Consider the following 16,251-nt stretch of genomic DNA (forward strand, 5'->3'; position numbering starts at 1 on the left):
TCAATATGTTATATATAAATTACTAATTATGATAGTTGACTAATGGTCTATTTTTCTCCCATAATCTTTTGTTTAGCGAGCTTCTCTTCCGCTAATCGATGATTGACCTCAACTCGGTTCGGACGATATAGATCTTGCTCGCGGGCCATTTGCTGAGCGATTTGTGGACCATTCCATAAAGACGGCAATAGAATAAAGGATACAGGCACCGCCGTAATCACGATAAATGATTGCAATGCGGTCACGCCACCTGAACCAAGCGAGATTAAAACAATAGCGGTAACCCCCATCATAACGCCCCAAAATGTACGAATCATAGCGTTTGGTTCGTGCTCGCCACTGATAACGACACTGATGGTATAAGTCATCGAGTCACCAGTAGTTACGATAAAGACAGTGGTTAGAATCAAAAATAGAATGGATACAATCAAAGGAAACGGCAATTGCTGCGTGATCGCTAATAAAGCACCCGGCAAGTTAAAGCCTTCAAATGCTGCGCTCACGCTACCCGGATTGGCAATCTCAAACGCCAAGCCTGAACCACCAACCACAGTGAACCAAAAGCAAGTAACGAGTGGCGCAATAATACAAACGGTTGTGATCAGCTGGCGAATGGTACGACCACGTGAGATACGAGCAATAAAGATAGCCATCATTGGACCATAGCCTAGGAACCAACCCCAAAAGAATACCGTCCAGCCACCAAGCCAACCTTCATCACCGCGAAAAGTTGCCATCGGAATGAAGTTTTGAACCATCGTGCCTACGCCTTGAATGTAGCCATTAGTGATAAAACTGGTAGGTCCAAAAATTAGAATAAATAGCATTAGCGCTACTGCTAATATGACGTTGAAGCGACTGAGTAATTGCATGCCGCGAGCCAGGCCACTAATGGCTGAAATGGTATAAAGAGCAATAGCAAAGATAATAATAATCAGCTGAGTGACAAAAGTATCAGGAATACCAAAGAGTTCATTCAAAGCATAGCTGGTCTGCAAGCCCAAAAAGCCAATGGGGCCGATAGTGCCAGCAGCGACGGCAACGATACAGCAGGCATCGATGATAGCACCAGTCTGACCGGTAAGCACCCGCTCGCCAAACATAGGATATAGTAGCGTACGCGGCTTAAGCGGTAGGCCTTTATCGTAATGCAAATGCATCACCACAATAGCCGTCAAGCTACCCACAATCGACCACGCCAAAAAGCCCCAATGCATAAATGATTGAGATAACGCATTAAACGCTCGTTGTTGCAAGTCTGGTGACTCACCGTATAGAGGAGGTGCTGAGACAAAATGAGCGATAGGTTCAGCGGCTGCCCAAAAGACCCCGCCACCAGCCAGCAGCGTACAAAATAGAATAGCCATCCATTTAAAATTATCCATTTCAGGCACAGGTAGATTACCTAGAATGACACGTCCAGTGCGGCCAGCTGCAACCGCTAACGCAATCACAAAGGTTGCTAAAAGCAGTATTTGCCAAAAAGGGCCAAAGATTTTAGCCGACCAAACAAAGCCTGCATTGACTAGCGTTGCCAACTGCGCTTCTGCAAAGATAGCCATCAAAACGAAAGCGACCAAAAAACCACCACTGTACCAAAACGCTGGGTTTTTAAGTCCTAAAGTATCGGAAGGGCCCTCTACATGAGTCAAGGCGCCCTCTGTTTTGTTAGGGCTTGAGCGTCCTTGCTCATCGTTGTTAAATCCCTTTAAATCGGCCATGATGTGGCTCCATATGCTAACGTTGCGTTATTTAAATCAGGGGTATATCAATTTGGATATATCCAAACGGTCTCACTATTTTGTCTATCTGAAAAGGGGTTTAACGCTATAAAACGTAGATCGTCTTATAGCGCTTTCGAGTGATAGCTTGCAAAGCTTAGATCTAAAAAATGAGCCTTTTTAAGAGTGAGCTTTTAAAAGATTAGTTTTAAAGCATCAATCTTTAAGCCAAAGGCTTTAAACCTTGCTCTAAAAAATCAAACCAGTTTTGTCCAATAACTTTTCCAGCATCACTTTCATTAAAGCCATGCTTGAGTAGACCGTTATAGATATTTTCCATACCATCCTTGCCTGCAAACCAAGGCAAGGTATCCGGCCAACCTGAATTATTAGCATTGCCTTCACCATAATCCATCACTTTTGACCAACGTCCATTGCGCATCCATTCGAGCACCGCTTGCGGCTGATTGAGACATAAATCACTACCAATCGCTAAATGCTCGACACCGTATTTATCAGCGCAATTGGCAATCATGGTGCAGAAATCATCAAGCGTACAATCACTGCCATTGGGCAAATGGAACGGATATAAACTAAAACCTAATAGCCCGCCCGCCTTGGTTAAGGCGCTAATGACTGTATCCGATTTATTACGCAGGGCATCATGTGCAGTAGTCGGATTGGCATGACTGATACATATTGGACGCGATGACGCTTCTATCGCCTCAAGCGTTGATTGCTCAGCGCTGTGCGACATATCGATAATCATCCCGACGCGATTCATCTCTTTGATGGCTTGCTGACCAAAACGCGTAATGCCACTATCATTCTGCTCGTAACAACCGGTTGCCAATAAGCTTTGGTTGTTATAAGTCAGCTGCATAATCAGTAGACCTAAACGGCGCATGACGCTAATTAGGCCAATTTCGTCATCAATTGGTGAGCAGTTTTGTGCCCCAAAAAAGATACCAACTTTGCCTTGTGCTTTTGCGGTTTTGATATCGTCAACCGAATACACGGGCAAAATCAAATCGCTGTTTTGCTCAAAGCGCGCGTGCCATTCAGCAAAGCGAGTCATGGTCTGACGCGCATCTTCGTGATAGACCAAGGTGGCATGTACCGCATTGATACCACTATCTTTTAGCATCTTGAAGTAGTCGCGATCCCAATGGCTATACTGTAATCCGTCAATGACGATATGATCTTGGTACATATCAATTCCCTTTTTATGCTTTTACAAATACGATTTTTAATACAAATTAATACGCTTTTTGATAAGCAGTCTTGACGATGGTATAGAATTCTTTAGCGTATTGACCTTGCTCACGCGGGCCAAAGCTCGACTGTTTACGACCACCAAACGGTACATGGTAATCAGTACCAGCAGTCGCTAAATTGACCATCACGCAGCCAGCTTGTACTTGCTCTTTAAACATTGCGCTGCTACGCAAGCTTTGAGTGATGATGCCGCCAGTCAAACCAAAACGGGTATCATTGGTCATCGCAATCGCTTCTTCTAAATTCTTGACGCGCATGACACAAGCGAGCGGAGCAAACACTTCTTCTTGGTTGATATCCCAGCTGTTATCGGTTTCAGTAAACAAGGTCGGCGACATATAGTAGCCATCATGTGGCATCTCTAAACGCTCACCACCGAAGGCTAAATTGGCTCCCGCTTGTTTGGCTTTTTCGATCCAATCCATGTTTGACGCCAGTTGCTTGTCATCAACTACAGGCCCCATAAAGATACCGTCATCAAGCGCATGACCGACTTTTAAAGTTTTCATTTTTGCGACCACACCTTCGACGAAAGCATCATGGATACTGTCCATAACAATCAAACGCGACGAAGCGGTACATTTTTGTCCTGAACCACCAAACGCACCAGCAACCGCCGCATCAATAGCAACTTGCATATCGGCATCATCAGCGATGACCAAGGCGTTTTTACTACCCATCTCAAGCTGGCAGCGGATAAAGTTCGGTGCCGTAGCAGCAGCAACTTTGCGCCCTGTTGGTACAGAACCCGTAAAGCTGACCGCATCTATGTCTTTAGAATTGATGAGCGCATCACCGACGCTAGAGCCGCCACCCAATAGCAGGTTAAACGTACCTTCAGGCATACCTTGACGGTGAATAATTTCCGCTAACGCGACCGCACTGGCAGGAGTTAGGTTCGCAGGCTTCCAAATAACGCTGTTACCAAAGGCTAAAGCTGGCGCGATTTTCCATACAGCAGTTGCAGTTGGAAAGTTCCAAGGAGAGATAATAACGACTACACCGACGGCTTCACGGGTGACTTCGACTTTGACCCCAGGACGTACTGAGTCAGCAAGATCGCCCATTTGACGTAACACTTCAGCGGCATAATAATGAAAGAACTGACCAGCACGATAAATTTCACCGCGACCCTCTAGAAAAGGTTTGCCTTCTTCACGTGACAACAAAGTACCTAGCTCATCACAGCGGGCAATCATCTCATCACCAATCGCTTGCAAGATAGACTGCTTCTTTTCAAGTGGCGTCGCTTCCCATTTAGGCTGGGCCTGACGCGCAGCGGCAATGGCGTCTTTTACTTGATCCTGACTGGCTTGCGCGAACTCACCAATGGTTTCGCTGGTATCAGATGGGTTGATATTGGCGATGGTATCAGCGCCCGCTTGCCATTCACCATTGATATAAAGTGATTTAGTTGGGTCTTGTTTGAGGGCTTGAGTTAACATAAGATATTCCTTAACGAAAATTTAGAGCGTAGGCTGTGGCTTTAGCCCAGCATTGTGATTGTGCAAAGTCTTGAGCTGGGCTAAAGCCACAGCCTACAACAGCTTATATTGAATTAAAAATTTAGTGATTACCGACTCTCAGAACCTAAGGCACAGCAGCATAAACGACCAGCTCTACCAGCATCTCTTCACGAGCAAGTCCTGAGATAACAAGAGCGGCTCTGTTTGGGTATGGTGCTTCAAAGTATTCAGCGTAGACTTGATTAACGGTTTTGAGATACTCGCGATCCGTCACATAAATAAGCACTTGCAATACCGAATCCATGCCGACATTGGCACATTCCAAAGTATGTTTTAGATTATCTAGCGTTTGCCGAATTTGCGCTTCAATACCACCTGCAACCACTTCACCGTTCTCATCGATAGGAATCTGCGCAGTATACAGCGTGCCATTATTAGTAATCGCCCACTCTAACGGTGACTTAGAAGCGTAAAGTGAGGTTTTAACAGGTTGCTTGGCGGTGTGAGTTGTCATGTGGTGATATTCCTTAAATAGATGGTGGCATCAATTATTTACTTGATAGCCTGTATTGCTATATTGCATCCATGCTACCTTGTTAATAATGACAAATCTAACTAATTAAATATTAATATTGATAGATTTAATCTATCATAGAAGATGTATCATTAATGAATAGATTTAGGCAGTAGAGAATATGAAATTACAGCAATTACGGCATTTTTTATTTGTGGTAGAAGAAGGTGGCTTTCGTGCCGCAGCTGATCGAGCCAATCGTTCGCAAGCAGCTTTGTCAGCCTCTATCAAAGAATTAGAAAAGACGCTTGGTCAGCGTTTATTTGAAAGTGGTAATAAGGCCACGCTCACCTCTTTTGGCGAAGCCTGTTTGCCGAAGATTGAGCAGTTCCTCACCATTTATAAAGCACTAGAAGATGATCTCAAAGCATCTGCGTCTGGCGATAAAGGTAAAATAAGAATTGCCAGCGTGCCATCGCTGGTGACTAAGCTGTTGCCTAGCGTGTTGGTTGAGTACTCGAAAAAATATCCTGATATCGAAATTGTATTAATAGATGATAATTCTGTTGGTGTAGCCAATCGACTATTGGCAGGAGAGGTAGACTTGGCATTGGGCAACTGTACCAGTATGGATCAGGCGGATATAGATTTTACCCCGCTCATCTCGGACCCAATAGGCGTCGTTTGCTTAAAGAGCAATTCGTTAAACCAATTAAATAGCCAGCTAAAAAATCAACGAAAAAAAGGGCTTAAATGGCAACAGCTAGTCACGCAGCCTTTTATTTATAACGGCACTTGCCGGTTACTTGAGAACACGCCAGCTGAGGTGCTCAATCGCAATGCACGCTATACGGTCGAAAACATTACTTCCTTATTTTCACTATTACGCAATGACCTTGGTATCACGACTTTGCCCAAGCTTGCCTTCCCCTCTAATGAGCCTGAGCTTGTTTGGATTGATTTACTTGAACCGACTTTAAACAGACAAATTGGTATCTTTAAATTGGCCAATAAAACCGTCTCACCGCCAGCGCAAGCCTTTTATGAGTTGTGTATCAAGTACGTTCAGGAGCATTATCCTTTATCAGACATGGCCTGACTTTTCATGACTTAATGCTTCATAGTTTCGTTTTTTTAACAGTAGCCAAGTTGACTATCGCATTAGACCACCGTTGGCAATTCTTGGTGTTTTAAACCAATGGTTCTCAATGCTCCTTTGTCATCGACTTCCTTAATAACCAACGACCATTCGTCATTTATCGCGACGGTATCACCCGACACTGGAGCAGTTTCTAAATTTTCTTTAACATACTCAGCAACGGTCTGCTGCCACATATTTATTGATTGGTCGTCAGCTTTAGACTTGAGTTTATCTGCGAGGGTTTCGGATGCTATAACGCCCGTAAAAAATGGTAAATCTCCAAGTTTGACACTGGGCGATAATAACCAATCTCCGTAAAAGTCATCAATAGCTTTACGGTCTAACGTTGTGTCATTAAAAATCTTAGCAATTTTACTGGCATGGTTTCCCCTCATGGCGTACCAGACACTATCACCAAATTTTAGCTTGGTATTTTCATCGACAATGACGATTTGTTGTCCGCGCACTAGCGCAAAAATACTAATCTCATCAGGACTCACCCGGTTAGAGATACCTTTAGGATGACGACCGATAGCAAACGCCCCTGATTGAACTTCAAACTTATATAAGGTGATACCTGCCTTGTCTGACACCCAAACTTCATGCTCTTCTTTTGGATCTTTATTAGTCGGAATACGCACCTTAAATAAATTCGCCATGATAGGAATGGTCGTTCCTTGTAAAATCAACGATAAGACCACCACCCCAAATGCAATATCGAACAGCATAAAGGCACCATCTATCCCCGCCATGACTGGCAAAATAGCAAGGGTAATAGGGACAGCACCGCGCAAACCAACCCAAGAGATAAAACCGATCTCTCTGTCTTTAAACTTAAAAGGCTTAACACTGGTATAGACGGCAATAGGACGGGCAACCAAAATCATAAAGGCTGCAATTGCCACTGAATAATGCCAGACATTGATGACGTTAGATGGGGTGACTAATAGTCCTAAAACGACGAAAAGCACCGCTTGCGATAACCATGCAAAGCTATCCATCACTCGCATGACATGCTCAGTTGAGCGTACCTTATGGTTGCCGATTAGCACACCAGTGAGGTAGACGGCCAAAAAGCCACTACCGCCAATTAAATTGGTAGCCGCAAAGACTGACAAGCCAGCAGATAGTATCAAAATTGCATACATGCCCTCTGCCAAAAGAACTTTGGGTAGTAGCCTAGATAGTAGATAACCAAAGAGTAAGCCCATTCCTAGGCCAAAGCTTAACTGCTGTAATAGTAAACCTAAAAATCCGAATACCGTCTGCCCAGCAGGATCTACATTTAGAGCAATTAGACCCGTAACCAATAAGATAGCCAAAGGATCGTTGGCACCTGACTCTAATTCGAGCGTAGCTTGTACCCGATCATTGAGCTTGACGCCGCCATTACGTAATAGAGAAAACACTGCTGCCGCATCGGTCGAACCAACGATCGCTGCCATTAGCAAACCAAAGCGCCAATCAACATCGAGCAACCAAGTAACAAAGACCCCTAGCACCATGACGGTAGCAAGTACGCCCCAAGTTGCTAGAGTGACCGCAGGCTTTAGACCGACTCGAAATGACTTAAAAGAGGTGCGTAATCCACCGTCTAGCAGGATACAAGCTAAGGCTGCCTGCCCGACGAAGTTGGCAATGTTATATTGTGAAAACTCAATCCCCAAAATACCCTGCTCGCCCGCCAACATGCCTACTGCTAAAAACAACAACAACAATGGAACGCCTAAGCGTGCAGATAGCGTACTTGCCATAATACTGGCGAAAATTAACAATGCCCCTACTAAGTATAGGATATTTAAGGTATCCATCTTTTTTAAGCCCTATTTTTAATAATTATTACGGTGGTGTTGGTTATGGTGATCGAGCTAATTATATTCACTGATAGTACTATAAATAACTATTACAGATGTGGCTAGGTGGAAGTGAACAAAAACCACCAACCGATAAATTCTAACAAACCTGCACCCTCAATCAAAAATACTGCATCTCCAGTCATTTTATTTCTTAAAGTATTGTCTATAGTTAAATGACTACATTTATCTTTTTAGTTATAGAGATATTGTAGGAATAGCATCTTTTTACAGGACGTAAAAGGCATGGTGTGGCTACTGTCAACGAATCAAAAGTCTTTGCAACTAATTATGTTTAGTCGATAGACGATTATGACGACGGTACAACCAATAGACTATCATAAGGAGTGTGATATGGCGGGTGTAATACAACCAAAGAATAAAGGGCATGACATTTCTGCCACCCCTTCTGATCCTAACCAAGAGTTAGTGTCAAACGAAGATCGAGCTACCAAAGGCTCTTTAACCATGGCGTGGTGGGGCGTTTGTAGCGCCATGTTCTATCTGGTCATTGGTATTGCGATGGCAGAGAATTATGGAACTAAGAACGCTATTATCGGCTTATTGATAAGCTGCGTCGCTTACGGGATTATCAATGGAATCATCACTCGCTATGCCATTCGTACAGGCATGTCAGTGGCTTTGTTTTCTCGCGTATTATTCGGTCACAAAGGCGCAGCTTTGGCGACACTCATATTTTTTGCCACGGCTATGTATTACGCGGTATTTGAAGGCTCTGTCATTGCCGTCACCTTTAGCCAAACTTACCCCTCTGTCCCTTACTGGATCGCCGCTTTAATCGTGGTGGCTTATAGTGTGCCTATGATTATGGGCAGTGTACAAAACTGGCTAGACAAACTAAATGGTGTGCTCTTGCCGTTTTATATTATCGGACTCATTGCGGCGGTCGTTATGGCGACCAATGAGTATGGTTATAGTAGTGCTTGGCTGTCTTTAGGACCTGAAGAAGCACTGCCTTTTGGCTGGTGGAACGTTGCCGTATATTACATGGGCATATGGGTATTGATGATGTATACCTTTGATTATGCGCGTTATGGCAAGCAAGAAGACAGTAAATTCTTATCTTGGTTCAATTTCGGTATCCCCTTCTATATCGTCGCTTTTTTCTTAAGCGGATTGGCAGGAATTTACTTAGTGAGCACTATTCCATTAGAAGGCGCGTTATCCGAGGTGTCCATCACTTTAGGACTGGTAAAATTAATGGGTGTGTTTGGCCTCATCTTTGTGGTCATTACTCAAACTCGTATTAATACGGCCAACTACTTATTAGCGACGACCAATTTACAGGCCTTCCTCAAAGATACTATCAATATTAAGATTCCAAAATTCGTTGGTGCATTATTGATTGGTACCTTTATTTTCGTTCTTATGCTACTCGATGTATTTAGCTATTTATTACAAGCGCTGGCTTATCAAGGCGTGTTTGTGGTGGCTTGGGTGGCTATTGCCCTAACCCATATTCTTTATCCTAAACGAGAAGACATCTTTGGTGCTGTTCCCGTCATCGACCCGCAGCGCTTGCCAGCATTTGATAAGTCAGGATTGGTCGCTTGGATAGCAGCCTCAATCGTCGGAATCGTACTAATGAATCTGGGCGGCAGTTGGGTTAATTGGTATGCGACCTTAACCTTTATTACGGCGACTGTCCTATACGCTATATTGATGCCCAAAACTCAGCAACACGTTTTACAACTCTCACCAAAAACAACGACTGGCTAAATAAACGAGATAAAAAGTGCGCTCACAGTCAAATACTGTACCTGCACAATCCATTTATTTACAGTGCGCGTTGCTATAGTAAAGTCAGTGCGATAATAAGATTACAAGGAGTGAATCATGAATCAAGCTAAAAACACCTCGACCACCGCTTCAACCACGACCCTCGATCCTATCACCTTATCCGTTGTTCGTGGCGCGTTAGAAACCGCGCAGCGCGAGATGACACTTACCTTAGAAAAAACAGCACGCTCTAGTGTGTTTAACCTAGCTCACGATTATAGTAATGCGCTGTTTGATCATCTACCTGAGATGATACTGCAAGGTCAAGATATTCCTATCCATTTAGGCTCATTGATGCCAGCCATGAAAGCGGTGGCAGGATTTTATGGTGATGATATCCATGAAGGCGATATTATTTATCACAATGATCCTGTCGTCATGGGCAGTCATATTTTAGATTGTTGTATGTATAAGCCCGTATTTTATGAAGGTGAATTGGTATTTTGGACCGTATGTAAAGGTCATGTCACCGATATTGGTGGCCCTGTCCCTGCTGGATATAACCCAGACGCCAAAGAGATTTATGCCGAAGGATTACGCATTCCGCCGATTAAAATATGGGAAAAAGGCGTTAGACGTAACGACGTTATCAACCTAATTCATAGCAATATGCGGTCACGTCGCAATCAAGAAGGCGATTTGAATGCCCAGTACGGTGCTTGCGCGGTTGGTGAGCGCAACATGATTGCCTTGCTAGACAAATATGGTGTAGAGACGGTTCGTGCAGCTATCGAAGAGCTAAAGAACATGGCTGATAGGCATATGCGCTCGCTTATCGAATCACTGAATGATGGTGATTATCATGGCGAGGCCATTCTGGAAGATTCAGGACATGGTCTTGGCGATTTGACCATCACTGCTGACATTACTATCAAAGGCAGTGATGTCCATATCAAGATAGGCAGTCCGCCACAAGTGCCTTACTTTATTAACTCTTATGCTGGTAACTCGATGTCAGGCGTCCTGCTTGGCCTCATGATGTTCGCTCAAGTAGACCCTCCTTACAACGAAGGTCTGTATCGCTGTGTCACAGTAGATTTAGGTGAGCATGGCACGCTATGTAATGCCAAAGAGCCCGCACCTCATGTGAACTGTACCACCACACCCATGGAGACGCTGACAGATGCGGTTCGTAAAGCATTAGAGGACGCCGCACCTGAGCGCGTAACGGCATCATGGGGACATTCCTCAGGGGTTAACATCGCTGGTATTGATCCAAAAACGGGCGAGCAATATGTCACCATGGTACTTGCGTCAATTATTTCAGGTGCAGGAGCCACTCAGCAAATGGATGGATGGCATGCTTGCGGGCCTTTATGTTGCTTTGGCGCATTAAGCTCAGGTGATATTGAGTTATTAGAATACCAATACCCTATCGTCATTCATAAGTATGGATTGGCAGAAGACAGTGGCGGTGCTGGGCGACTGCGTGGCGGCTGCGGTACGGTTTGGGAAGTTGAGCCACTGGATCATACCATGACGGTTGTTGCTTTCGGTGAAGGACGTCATATCCCAACCATGGGTGCAGGCGGTGCTGAGCAAATCTCACCAGAGCTTAAGTTAGGCAAGTTAGAAGTGTTCCGTGAAGGCGGCCAGACTGACTTACATCTTCATAATACCGTGATTGAGATAAAGGCTGGAGAACGCGCGCGTAATACCAACCCTGGTGGCGGTGGTTTTGGTAGCTCTTTTGAGCGTGAACCTAAAGCGGTGCTACGTGACGTTATAGAAGGCATTGTCTCTATAAATGCTGCTGCCAAGGAGTACGGTGTCGTTATCGATAGCGAGACCTTGCAACTCGATGAAAAAGCCACTAAAGCCTTACGTGCAGAAGCGGCATAGTTAATACAGGGATGTATTGACTCTACATATTATATAAAGAAGTTTAAGGATGACTTATGAGTTATGAATTTCGTTTAGGCGTAGATGCTGGTGGTACTTTTACCGATTTCGTGTTGGCTGAAAAAGGCGGAGACATACATCTGTTTAAAGCCCCTTCTACCCCTGAAGATGGTACCAAAGCGATTGCTAACGGGCTGCAACAAATTTCAGAGAAGTTTAATCGCTCAATCACAGATATTATCCAAGCTTGTGACTTATGTATTAACGGTACGACTGTTGCCCTGAATGCTCTGATTCAAATGAAAGGCGTAAAAGTAGGATTACTCTGTACTAAAGGACATGAAGACAGTATCGAGATTCGTCTGGGTCATAAAGAAGAAGGCCACCGTTATGATGCCAGCTATCCCCCAGCACCGCAGATAGCACCGCGAGATTTGCGCTTCCCTATTCGCGGGCGGATACTGGCAGATGGTACCGAGCGTGAAGAGCTCAATGAAGACGATATTCTAGAAGCGATAGAAGAGCTTAAACGCCAAAATATCAAAAGTGTGGCCATCTCTTTTGTGTGGTCAATACGCGATACCAAGCACGAACAGCGTGCAAAAGAGCTGGTACAGCAGCACATGCCTGATGCATTTGTATGCTGCGGCAGTGAGGTCTATCCGCAAATTAAAGAGTATACGCGCACCTCGACGACTCTAGTTAATGCTTATTTGAGTCCGATTATGTCCTCTTATGTCTATAAGATTGATGACTACTTCAAACAGCTGGGCGCTGATCAACCGGTACGTTACTTCCAATCTAATGGCGGTCTTGCATTGGGCGAAGTGATGAAGGAGCGTGCGGTTAACGCCATTAACTCAGGACCTGCTTCTGCCCCGCAAGCTGGATTGTATATCGCTGAACCTTTCGGTATCAATAATGTGATTACTGTCGATATGGGTGGTACCTCGTTTGATATTACGTTAGCAAAAGACGGCAAAACCAGTCTGAATCGTGATATTGATTTTTTACGAAATCGTATTGGCGTACCTATGATTCATGTCGAAACCTTAGGTGCAGGTGGTGGCTCTATCGGCCATATCAATACCTTTGGCATGCTAGAGGTAGGACCACAAAGTGCAGGCGCGACCCCAGGTCCTGCGTGTTATGGTAAAGGTGGCACGCTACCGACGGTCACCGATGCCAACTTGATTCTGGGTTATCTGCGTCCTGGCGCGGTATTAGGCGGTATTGTCACCTTAGATGAAGACAAAGCAAGGGCTGCTATCGAAGAGCATATCGCTCGCCCATTAGATATTGATTTGCCGCATGCGGCTTATGGCATCAGCACTATTGTCAATCAAAATATGGCCAATGGTATTCGCCGCATCACTATCGAAAAAGGCTATGACCCTCGCGACTTTGCCTTAGTCTGTGCAGGCGGTGCTGCTGGTATGCACATTATTCCTTTAGCAGAAGAGATGGGTATTAATACCATACTTGTGCCCAAGTCAGCCTCTTGCCTATGTGCTTTTGGCCAGATTATCTCTGATGTCAAATACTCATATCTAGCCACTCAGATTATGATTATGTCCGCAGATGCTAACCTCGAAGCTTTGAATGCTACTCTTATAAGGCTAGAGAAAGATGGTATTGAAAAGCTTAAAGAGGACGGATTTAGTGACGACGATATAGAAGTTGAACGCGCTATGGAGATGCGCTATGTTGGACAAGTCCATGAATGCAATGTCATCGTGCCAAACGGCAACATAGATAGTAATGCTGCCGCAGGTATCCTACAAGCCTTTCATAAGCGTCATAAAGAATTATATACTTATGATGAACGAGATAGTGCTGTAGAGCTTGTGAACGTAGAAGTTTCAATCATTGGTAAAGTGGTTAAACCTGAGCTACCGACGCTAGATGCTCAAGTTGGATCTGTAGAAAGTGCTAAAGTGGATGAGCGCCAGATGATACATGATCATACTTACCAGTGGATTCAAACGCCTATTTATGATGGCAACAAATTGGGCGCAGGAGCAGTCGTTACTGGTCCAGCTTTGATTGAAGAGCCGACCACAACTATTGTGATTAAACCTAATTGGCAAGCTGATTTGCATCAATCTGGAACATATAAGTTGAGTAAAATTTAATAATGTGAATATAATACTCTTTATAGGTATTAGTTAAACCTTCGCCTTTCTCTCTTTATGGGAGAAGGGTATTTATCGTTTGTGTTAAGATAAATCTGAAAAACAAGTGGAGAAAGAATAAAGAGCTGTAAATTTATTACCTAGCATTTAAGGATGAATGCAAATGGAACATAGTCAAGTAGTAAACAAAAAACGTTTTGAGCAAATCAATAGTACTCAGGGGCTTCAATCAGAAAGTAAACCGCTGCTTAATGCAAACGGTTGGCAACATGTTGTTAATGAAACCTATTTTGACTTAAAAGTGCAAGTCAAAAGACCCAATCAGTTCACTGGACAAATTCAACAAGCAGTTTTGGATCAAATGGGTATCTCAGACTATGTTGCTGATTCCGTCCATTATCAGCGTAGTGGTCAGGATTTATCCAAGGCTAGCGATAGTATTTTGCTTACGTTTCCGCTCAATGGCTCAGTATGTTTCCAACAACAAAAACGGCAGTTAACTTGTCACCCAGGTCAATTCTTTATCGAGCTGTCTCACGAACCTTATCAATTTTACCACTCTGAAACTGTAAAGCTACAAGTCCTAAAAGTGCCTATCGCTAAATTAGAAAACCATCAGCGTTTGATAGAGCAATATTTTGCCCAGCCTATCACTACTGAAAAAGGCTCTGGCAGACTACTTAATCATCAAATCAATCATGCCCTGCACTTAGCCACTAATTTTGAATTATCATCTGTAGAGTCGCAATTACTAGAACAACAACTACTAGATTTAATCATACATACTCTGCATCGACCCGCCATGTCTCTAGCAGACAGCCAAGTCTCAACGATAAAAGCAGCTCACCTACAACGTATTGAAAACTTTATCCATTTTAACTTGGCCAACCCCCAGATTTCTCCCAAGCTAGTCTCGCAATCTTGTCATATCTCTGAGCGCTATATACATCTTTTATTTCAAGACCTGCCTTACTCGTTTTCGGAATGGGTCAAACTAACCAGACTGCTAGCCGCCAACAAGCTATTAACCAAGGCCAATTGTAGCTCTGTTGCAGAAGTTGGCTATCAGGTTGGCTTTACCGATCAAAGTTACTTTTCGCGTATCTACAAAAAACACTTCGGCTTCCCGCCCAAAGATACGCCTTCAACTCACTGTAAGCCTCACTAAATGGCTTACATAGCGTAAAAATGAAAACAATTTATCCGTTTCATCATTGTTCTTCAAATAAGAACTTTGATTTGTGATTATGGCTATTTATCTACTTCTAAATAACTAATAAACTGTAATGACAGTATAACGGTAAGATTGATAACGGTAAGATTAATTAAGATAGAGACGAACGCTTTGCCATAACTACAAAATCATAAGAATACAGTCCCTCTTTGCATACCTTTTTTAATAGATACTCAAGCTGAACTATCACCTATCTTTATCAATCCTCGTTATAGTCGTTTTTAATTCGAACTTAAATTAAAAATTAATACTTAAATCAAAATAAATGGGAGATCGGTATGGGCTTATTAGTCGATGGCAAATGGCAGGACAAATGGTACGATACCGACGCTAGTGGTGGTCATTTTAAACGTGAAGAGTCAGGCTTTAGAAATTGGATTACTAAAGATGGTAGCGCAGGACCAACAGGTGTAGGCGGCTTCAAAGCCGAGCCTAATCGCTATCATTTATATGTGTCTTTGGCCTGCCCTTGGGCACATCGTACGACCATTTATCGTAAGCTCAAAGGTTTGGAAGATATGATTTCACTATCTGTCGTTCATCCTTATATGGGTGATCACGGCTGGACGTTTGCAGATGGCGCTGGAGTAATTGCTGACCCTATCTCGCACGCTAACTACGCTTATGAGATATACACTAGGGCAAAATCAGATTATACAGGACGCGTCACCGTTCCTATCCTATGGGACAAAAAAACCAACACTATCGTCAGTAATGAGTCATCCGAAATCATTCGTATGTTCAATTCAGCCTTCGATGAGGTTGGTGCGCTATCAGGTGACTTTATACCGTCAGAGCTATTAGCGCAGATCGACGAGGTTAATGCGTTTGTATATTCTGCTGTAAATAATGGGGTTTACAAATCTGGCTTTGCAACCACGCAAGAAGCTTACGAAGAAGCCGTTAATGAGCTATTTGATGCGCTAGATGTACTAGAGAAGCGTTTGAAAGACCAGCGTTATTTGGTCGGTAATACCATTACTGAAGCTGATTGGCGTTTTTTTACCACGCTTGTGCGTTTCGATGCCGTTTATGTAGGTCATTTTAAATGTAACCTGCGCCGTATCGTCGACTACCCTAGCCTTTGGGGCTACCTGCGAGACTTATACCAAGTACTGGGTATAGCCGAGACCGTAAATATGGATCATATCAAGGGCCATTATTACACCAGTCATGCCAATATTAATCCAACTGGCATCGTACCTGTCGGTCCTTATATTGACTTTAATACGCCACATGGTCGCGAGCAGTTATCATAAATAGACAA

General features: G+C 43.7%; 11 protein-coding genes. 6 read left to right on the plus strand and 5 right to left on the minus strand.

The features are described from left to right. Positions 1 to 47 precede the first annotated feature (47 nt). The 4 genes from ACTQ9S_RS05745 to ACTQ9S_RS05760 form a co-directional block, all read right to left on the minus strand. Complete coding sequence (locus tag ACTQ9S_RS05745; protein ID WP_440454299.1) at positions 48 to 1,721, minus strand: BCCT family transporter; 1,674 nt, start codon at positions 1,719 to 1,721, stop codon at positions 48 to 50. 223 nt (positions 1,722 to 1,944) lie between these two features. Then, positions 1,945 to 2,934 carry a membrane dipeptidase gene (locus ACTQ9S_RS05750; protein WP_440454301.1) on the minus strand — a complete coding sequence of 330 codons (990 nt, stop codon included), beginning with the start codon at positions 2,932 to 2,934 and terminating at the stop codon, positions 1,945 to 1,947. A 46-nt stretch (positions 2,935 to 2,980) separates the two neighbouring features. Beyond that, entirely contained in the window at positions 2,981 to 4,444 is a 1,464-nt protein-coding gene (locus ACTQ9S_RS05755; RefSeq protein WP_440454303.1) for an aldehyde dehydrogenase family protein, read from the minus strand. A 145-nt stretch (positions 4,445 to 4,589) separates the two neighbouring features. Next, entirely contained in the window at positions 4,590 to 4,979 is a 390-nt protein-coding gene (locus tag ACTQ9S_RS05760; RefSeq protein ID WP_440454305.1) for a RidA family protein, read from the minus strand. 181 nt (positions 4,980 to 5,160) lie between these two features. Between ACTQ9S_RS05760 and ACTQ9S_RS05765 the strand changes: the two genes are divergently transcribed. Then, positions 5,161 to 6,078 (plus strand): LysR family transcriptional regulator, encoded by a 918-nt coding sequence (locus ACTQ9S_RS05765; RefSeq protein ID WP_440454307.1) that lies wholly within the window; start codon positions 5,161 to 5,163, stop codon positions 6,076 to 6,078. A 62-nt stretch (positions 6,079 to 6,140) separates the two neighbouring features. Here the strand turns inward: ACTQ9S_RS05765 and ACTQ9S_RS05770 are convergent, their stop codons facing one another. After that, positions 6,141 to 7,931, minus strand: a complete 1,791-nt coding sequence (locus tag ACTQ9S_RS05770) for a potassium/proton antiporter (RefSeq protein WP_440454308.1) — start codon at positions 7,929 to 7,931, stop codon at positions 6,141 to 6,143. Between the two features lie 396 nt (positions 7,932 to 8,327). Here ACTQ9S_RS05770 and ACTQ9S_RS05775 point away from each other — a divergent pair, with 396 nt between their 5' ends. From ACTQ9S_RS05775 to ACTQ9S_RS05795, 5 genes are all read left to right on the plus strand, one after another. Then, the gene (locus tag ACTQ9S_RS05775; protein ID WP_440454310.1) at positions 8,328 to 9,713 is read left to right on the plus strand and encodes a purine-cytosine permease family protein; all 1,386 of its coding nucleotides are present in this window, start codon (positions 8,328 to 8,330) and stop codon (positions 9,711 to 9,713) included. Between the two features lie 117 nt (positions 9,714 to 9,830). Next, the gene (gene capB, locus ACTQ9S_RS05780; RefSeq protein ID WP_440454312.1) at positions 9,831 to 11,615 is read left to right on the plus strand and encodes a caprolactamase subunit beta; all 1,785 of its coding nucleotides are present in this window, start codon (positions 9,831 to 9,833) and stop codon (positions 11,613 to 11,615) included. 56 nt (positions 11,616 to 11,671) lie between these two features. Further along, a complete protein-coding gene (gene capA / locus ACTQ9S_RS05785) occupies positions 11,672 to 13,750 on the plus strand; it encodes a caprolactamase subunit alpha (RefSeq protein WP_440454314.1) in 2,079 nt (692 codons plus the stop codon). Between the two features lie 163 nt (positions 13,751 to 13,913). Continuing rightward, entirely contained in the window at positions 13,914 to 14,918 is a 1,005-nt protein-coding gene (locus tag ACTQ9S_RS05790) for an AraC family transcriptional regulator (protein ID WP_440454315.1), read from the plus strand. A gap of 344 nt (positions 14,919 to 15,262) precedes the next feature. Next, complete coding sequence (locus tag ACTQ9S_RS05795) at positions 15,263 to 16,243, plus strand: glutathione S-transferase family protein (protein ID WP_440454317.1); 981 nt, start codon at positions 15,263 to 15,265, stop codon at positions 16,241 to 16,243. Positions 16,244 to 16,251 lie beyond the last annotated feature (8 nt).

The organism is Psychrobacter sp. ASPA161_9 (assembly GCF_051970275.1).
Lineage (GTDB): Bacteria > Pseudomonadota > Gammaproteobacteria > Pseudomonadales > Moraxellaceae > Psychrobacter.

Bases quoted from the DNA above. Each gene is read 5' to 3' on its own strand.
- ACTQ9S_RS05745 (WP_440454299.1), bottom strand. From the start codon at position 1,721: ATGGCCGATTTAAAGGGATTTAACAACGATGAGCAAGGACGCTCAAGC.
- ACTQ9S_RS05750 (WP_440454301.1), bottom strand. From the start codon at position 2,934: ATGTACCAAGATCATATCGTCATTGACGGATTACAGTATAGCCATTGG.
- ACTQ9S_RS05755 (WP_440454303.1), bottom strand. From the start codon at position 4,444: ATGTTAACTCAAGCCCTCAAACAAGACCCAACTAAATCACTTTATATC.
- ACTQ9S_RS05760 (WP_440454305.1), bottom strand. From the start codon at position 4,979: ATGACAACTCACACCGCCAAGCAACCTGTTAAAACCTCACTTTACGCT.
- ACTQ9S_RS05765 (WP_440454307.1), top strand. From the start codon at position 5,161: ATGAAATTACAGCAATTACGGCATTTTTTATTTGTGGTAGAAGAAGGT.
- ACTQ9S_RS05770 (WP_440454308.1), bottom strand. From the start codon at position 7,931: ATGGATACCTTAAATATCCTATACTTAGTAGGGGCATTGTTAATTTTC.
- ACTQ9S_RS05775 (WP_440454310.1), top strand. From the start codon at position 8,328: ATGGCGGGTGTAATACAACCAAAGAATAAAGGGCATGACATTTCTGCC.
- capB (WP_440454312.1), top strand. From the start codon at position 9,831: ATGAATCAAGCTAAAAACACCTCGACCACCGCTTCAACCACGACCCTC.
- capA (WP_440454314.1), top strand. From the start codon at position 11,672: ATGAGTTATGAATTTCGTTTAGGCGTAGATGCTGGTGGTACTTTTACC.
- ACTQ9S_RS05790 (WP_440454315.1), top strand. From the start codon at position 13,914: ATGGAACATAGTCAAGTAGTAAACAAAAAACGTTTTGAGCAAATCAAT.
- ACTQ9S_RS05795 (WP_440454317.1), top strand. From the start codon at position 15,263: ATGGGCTTATTAGTCGATGGCAAATGGCAGGACAAATGGTACGATACC.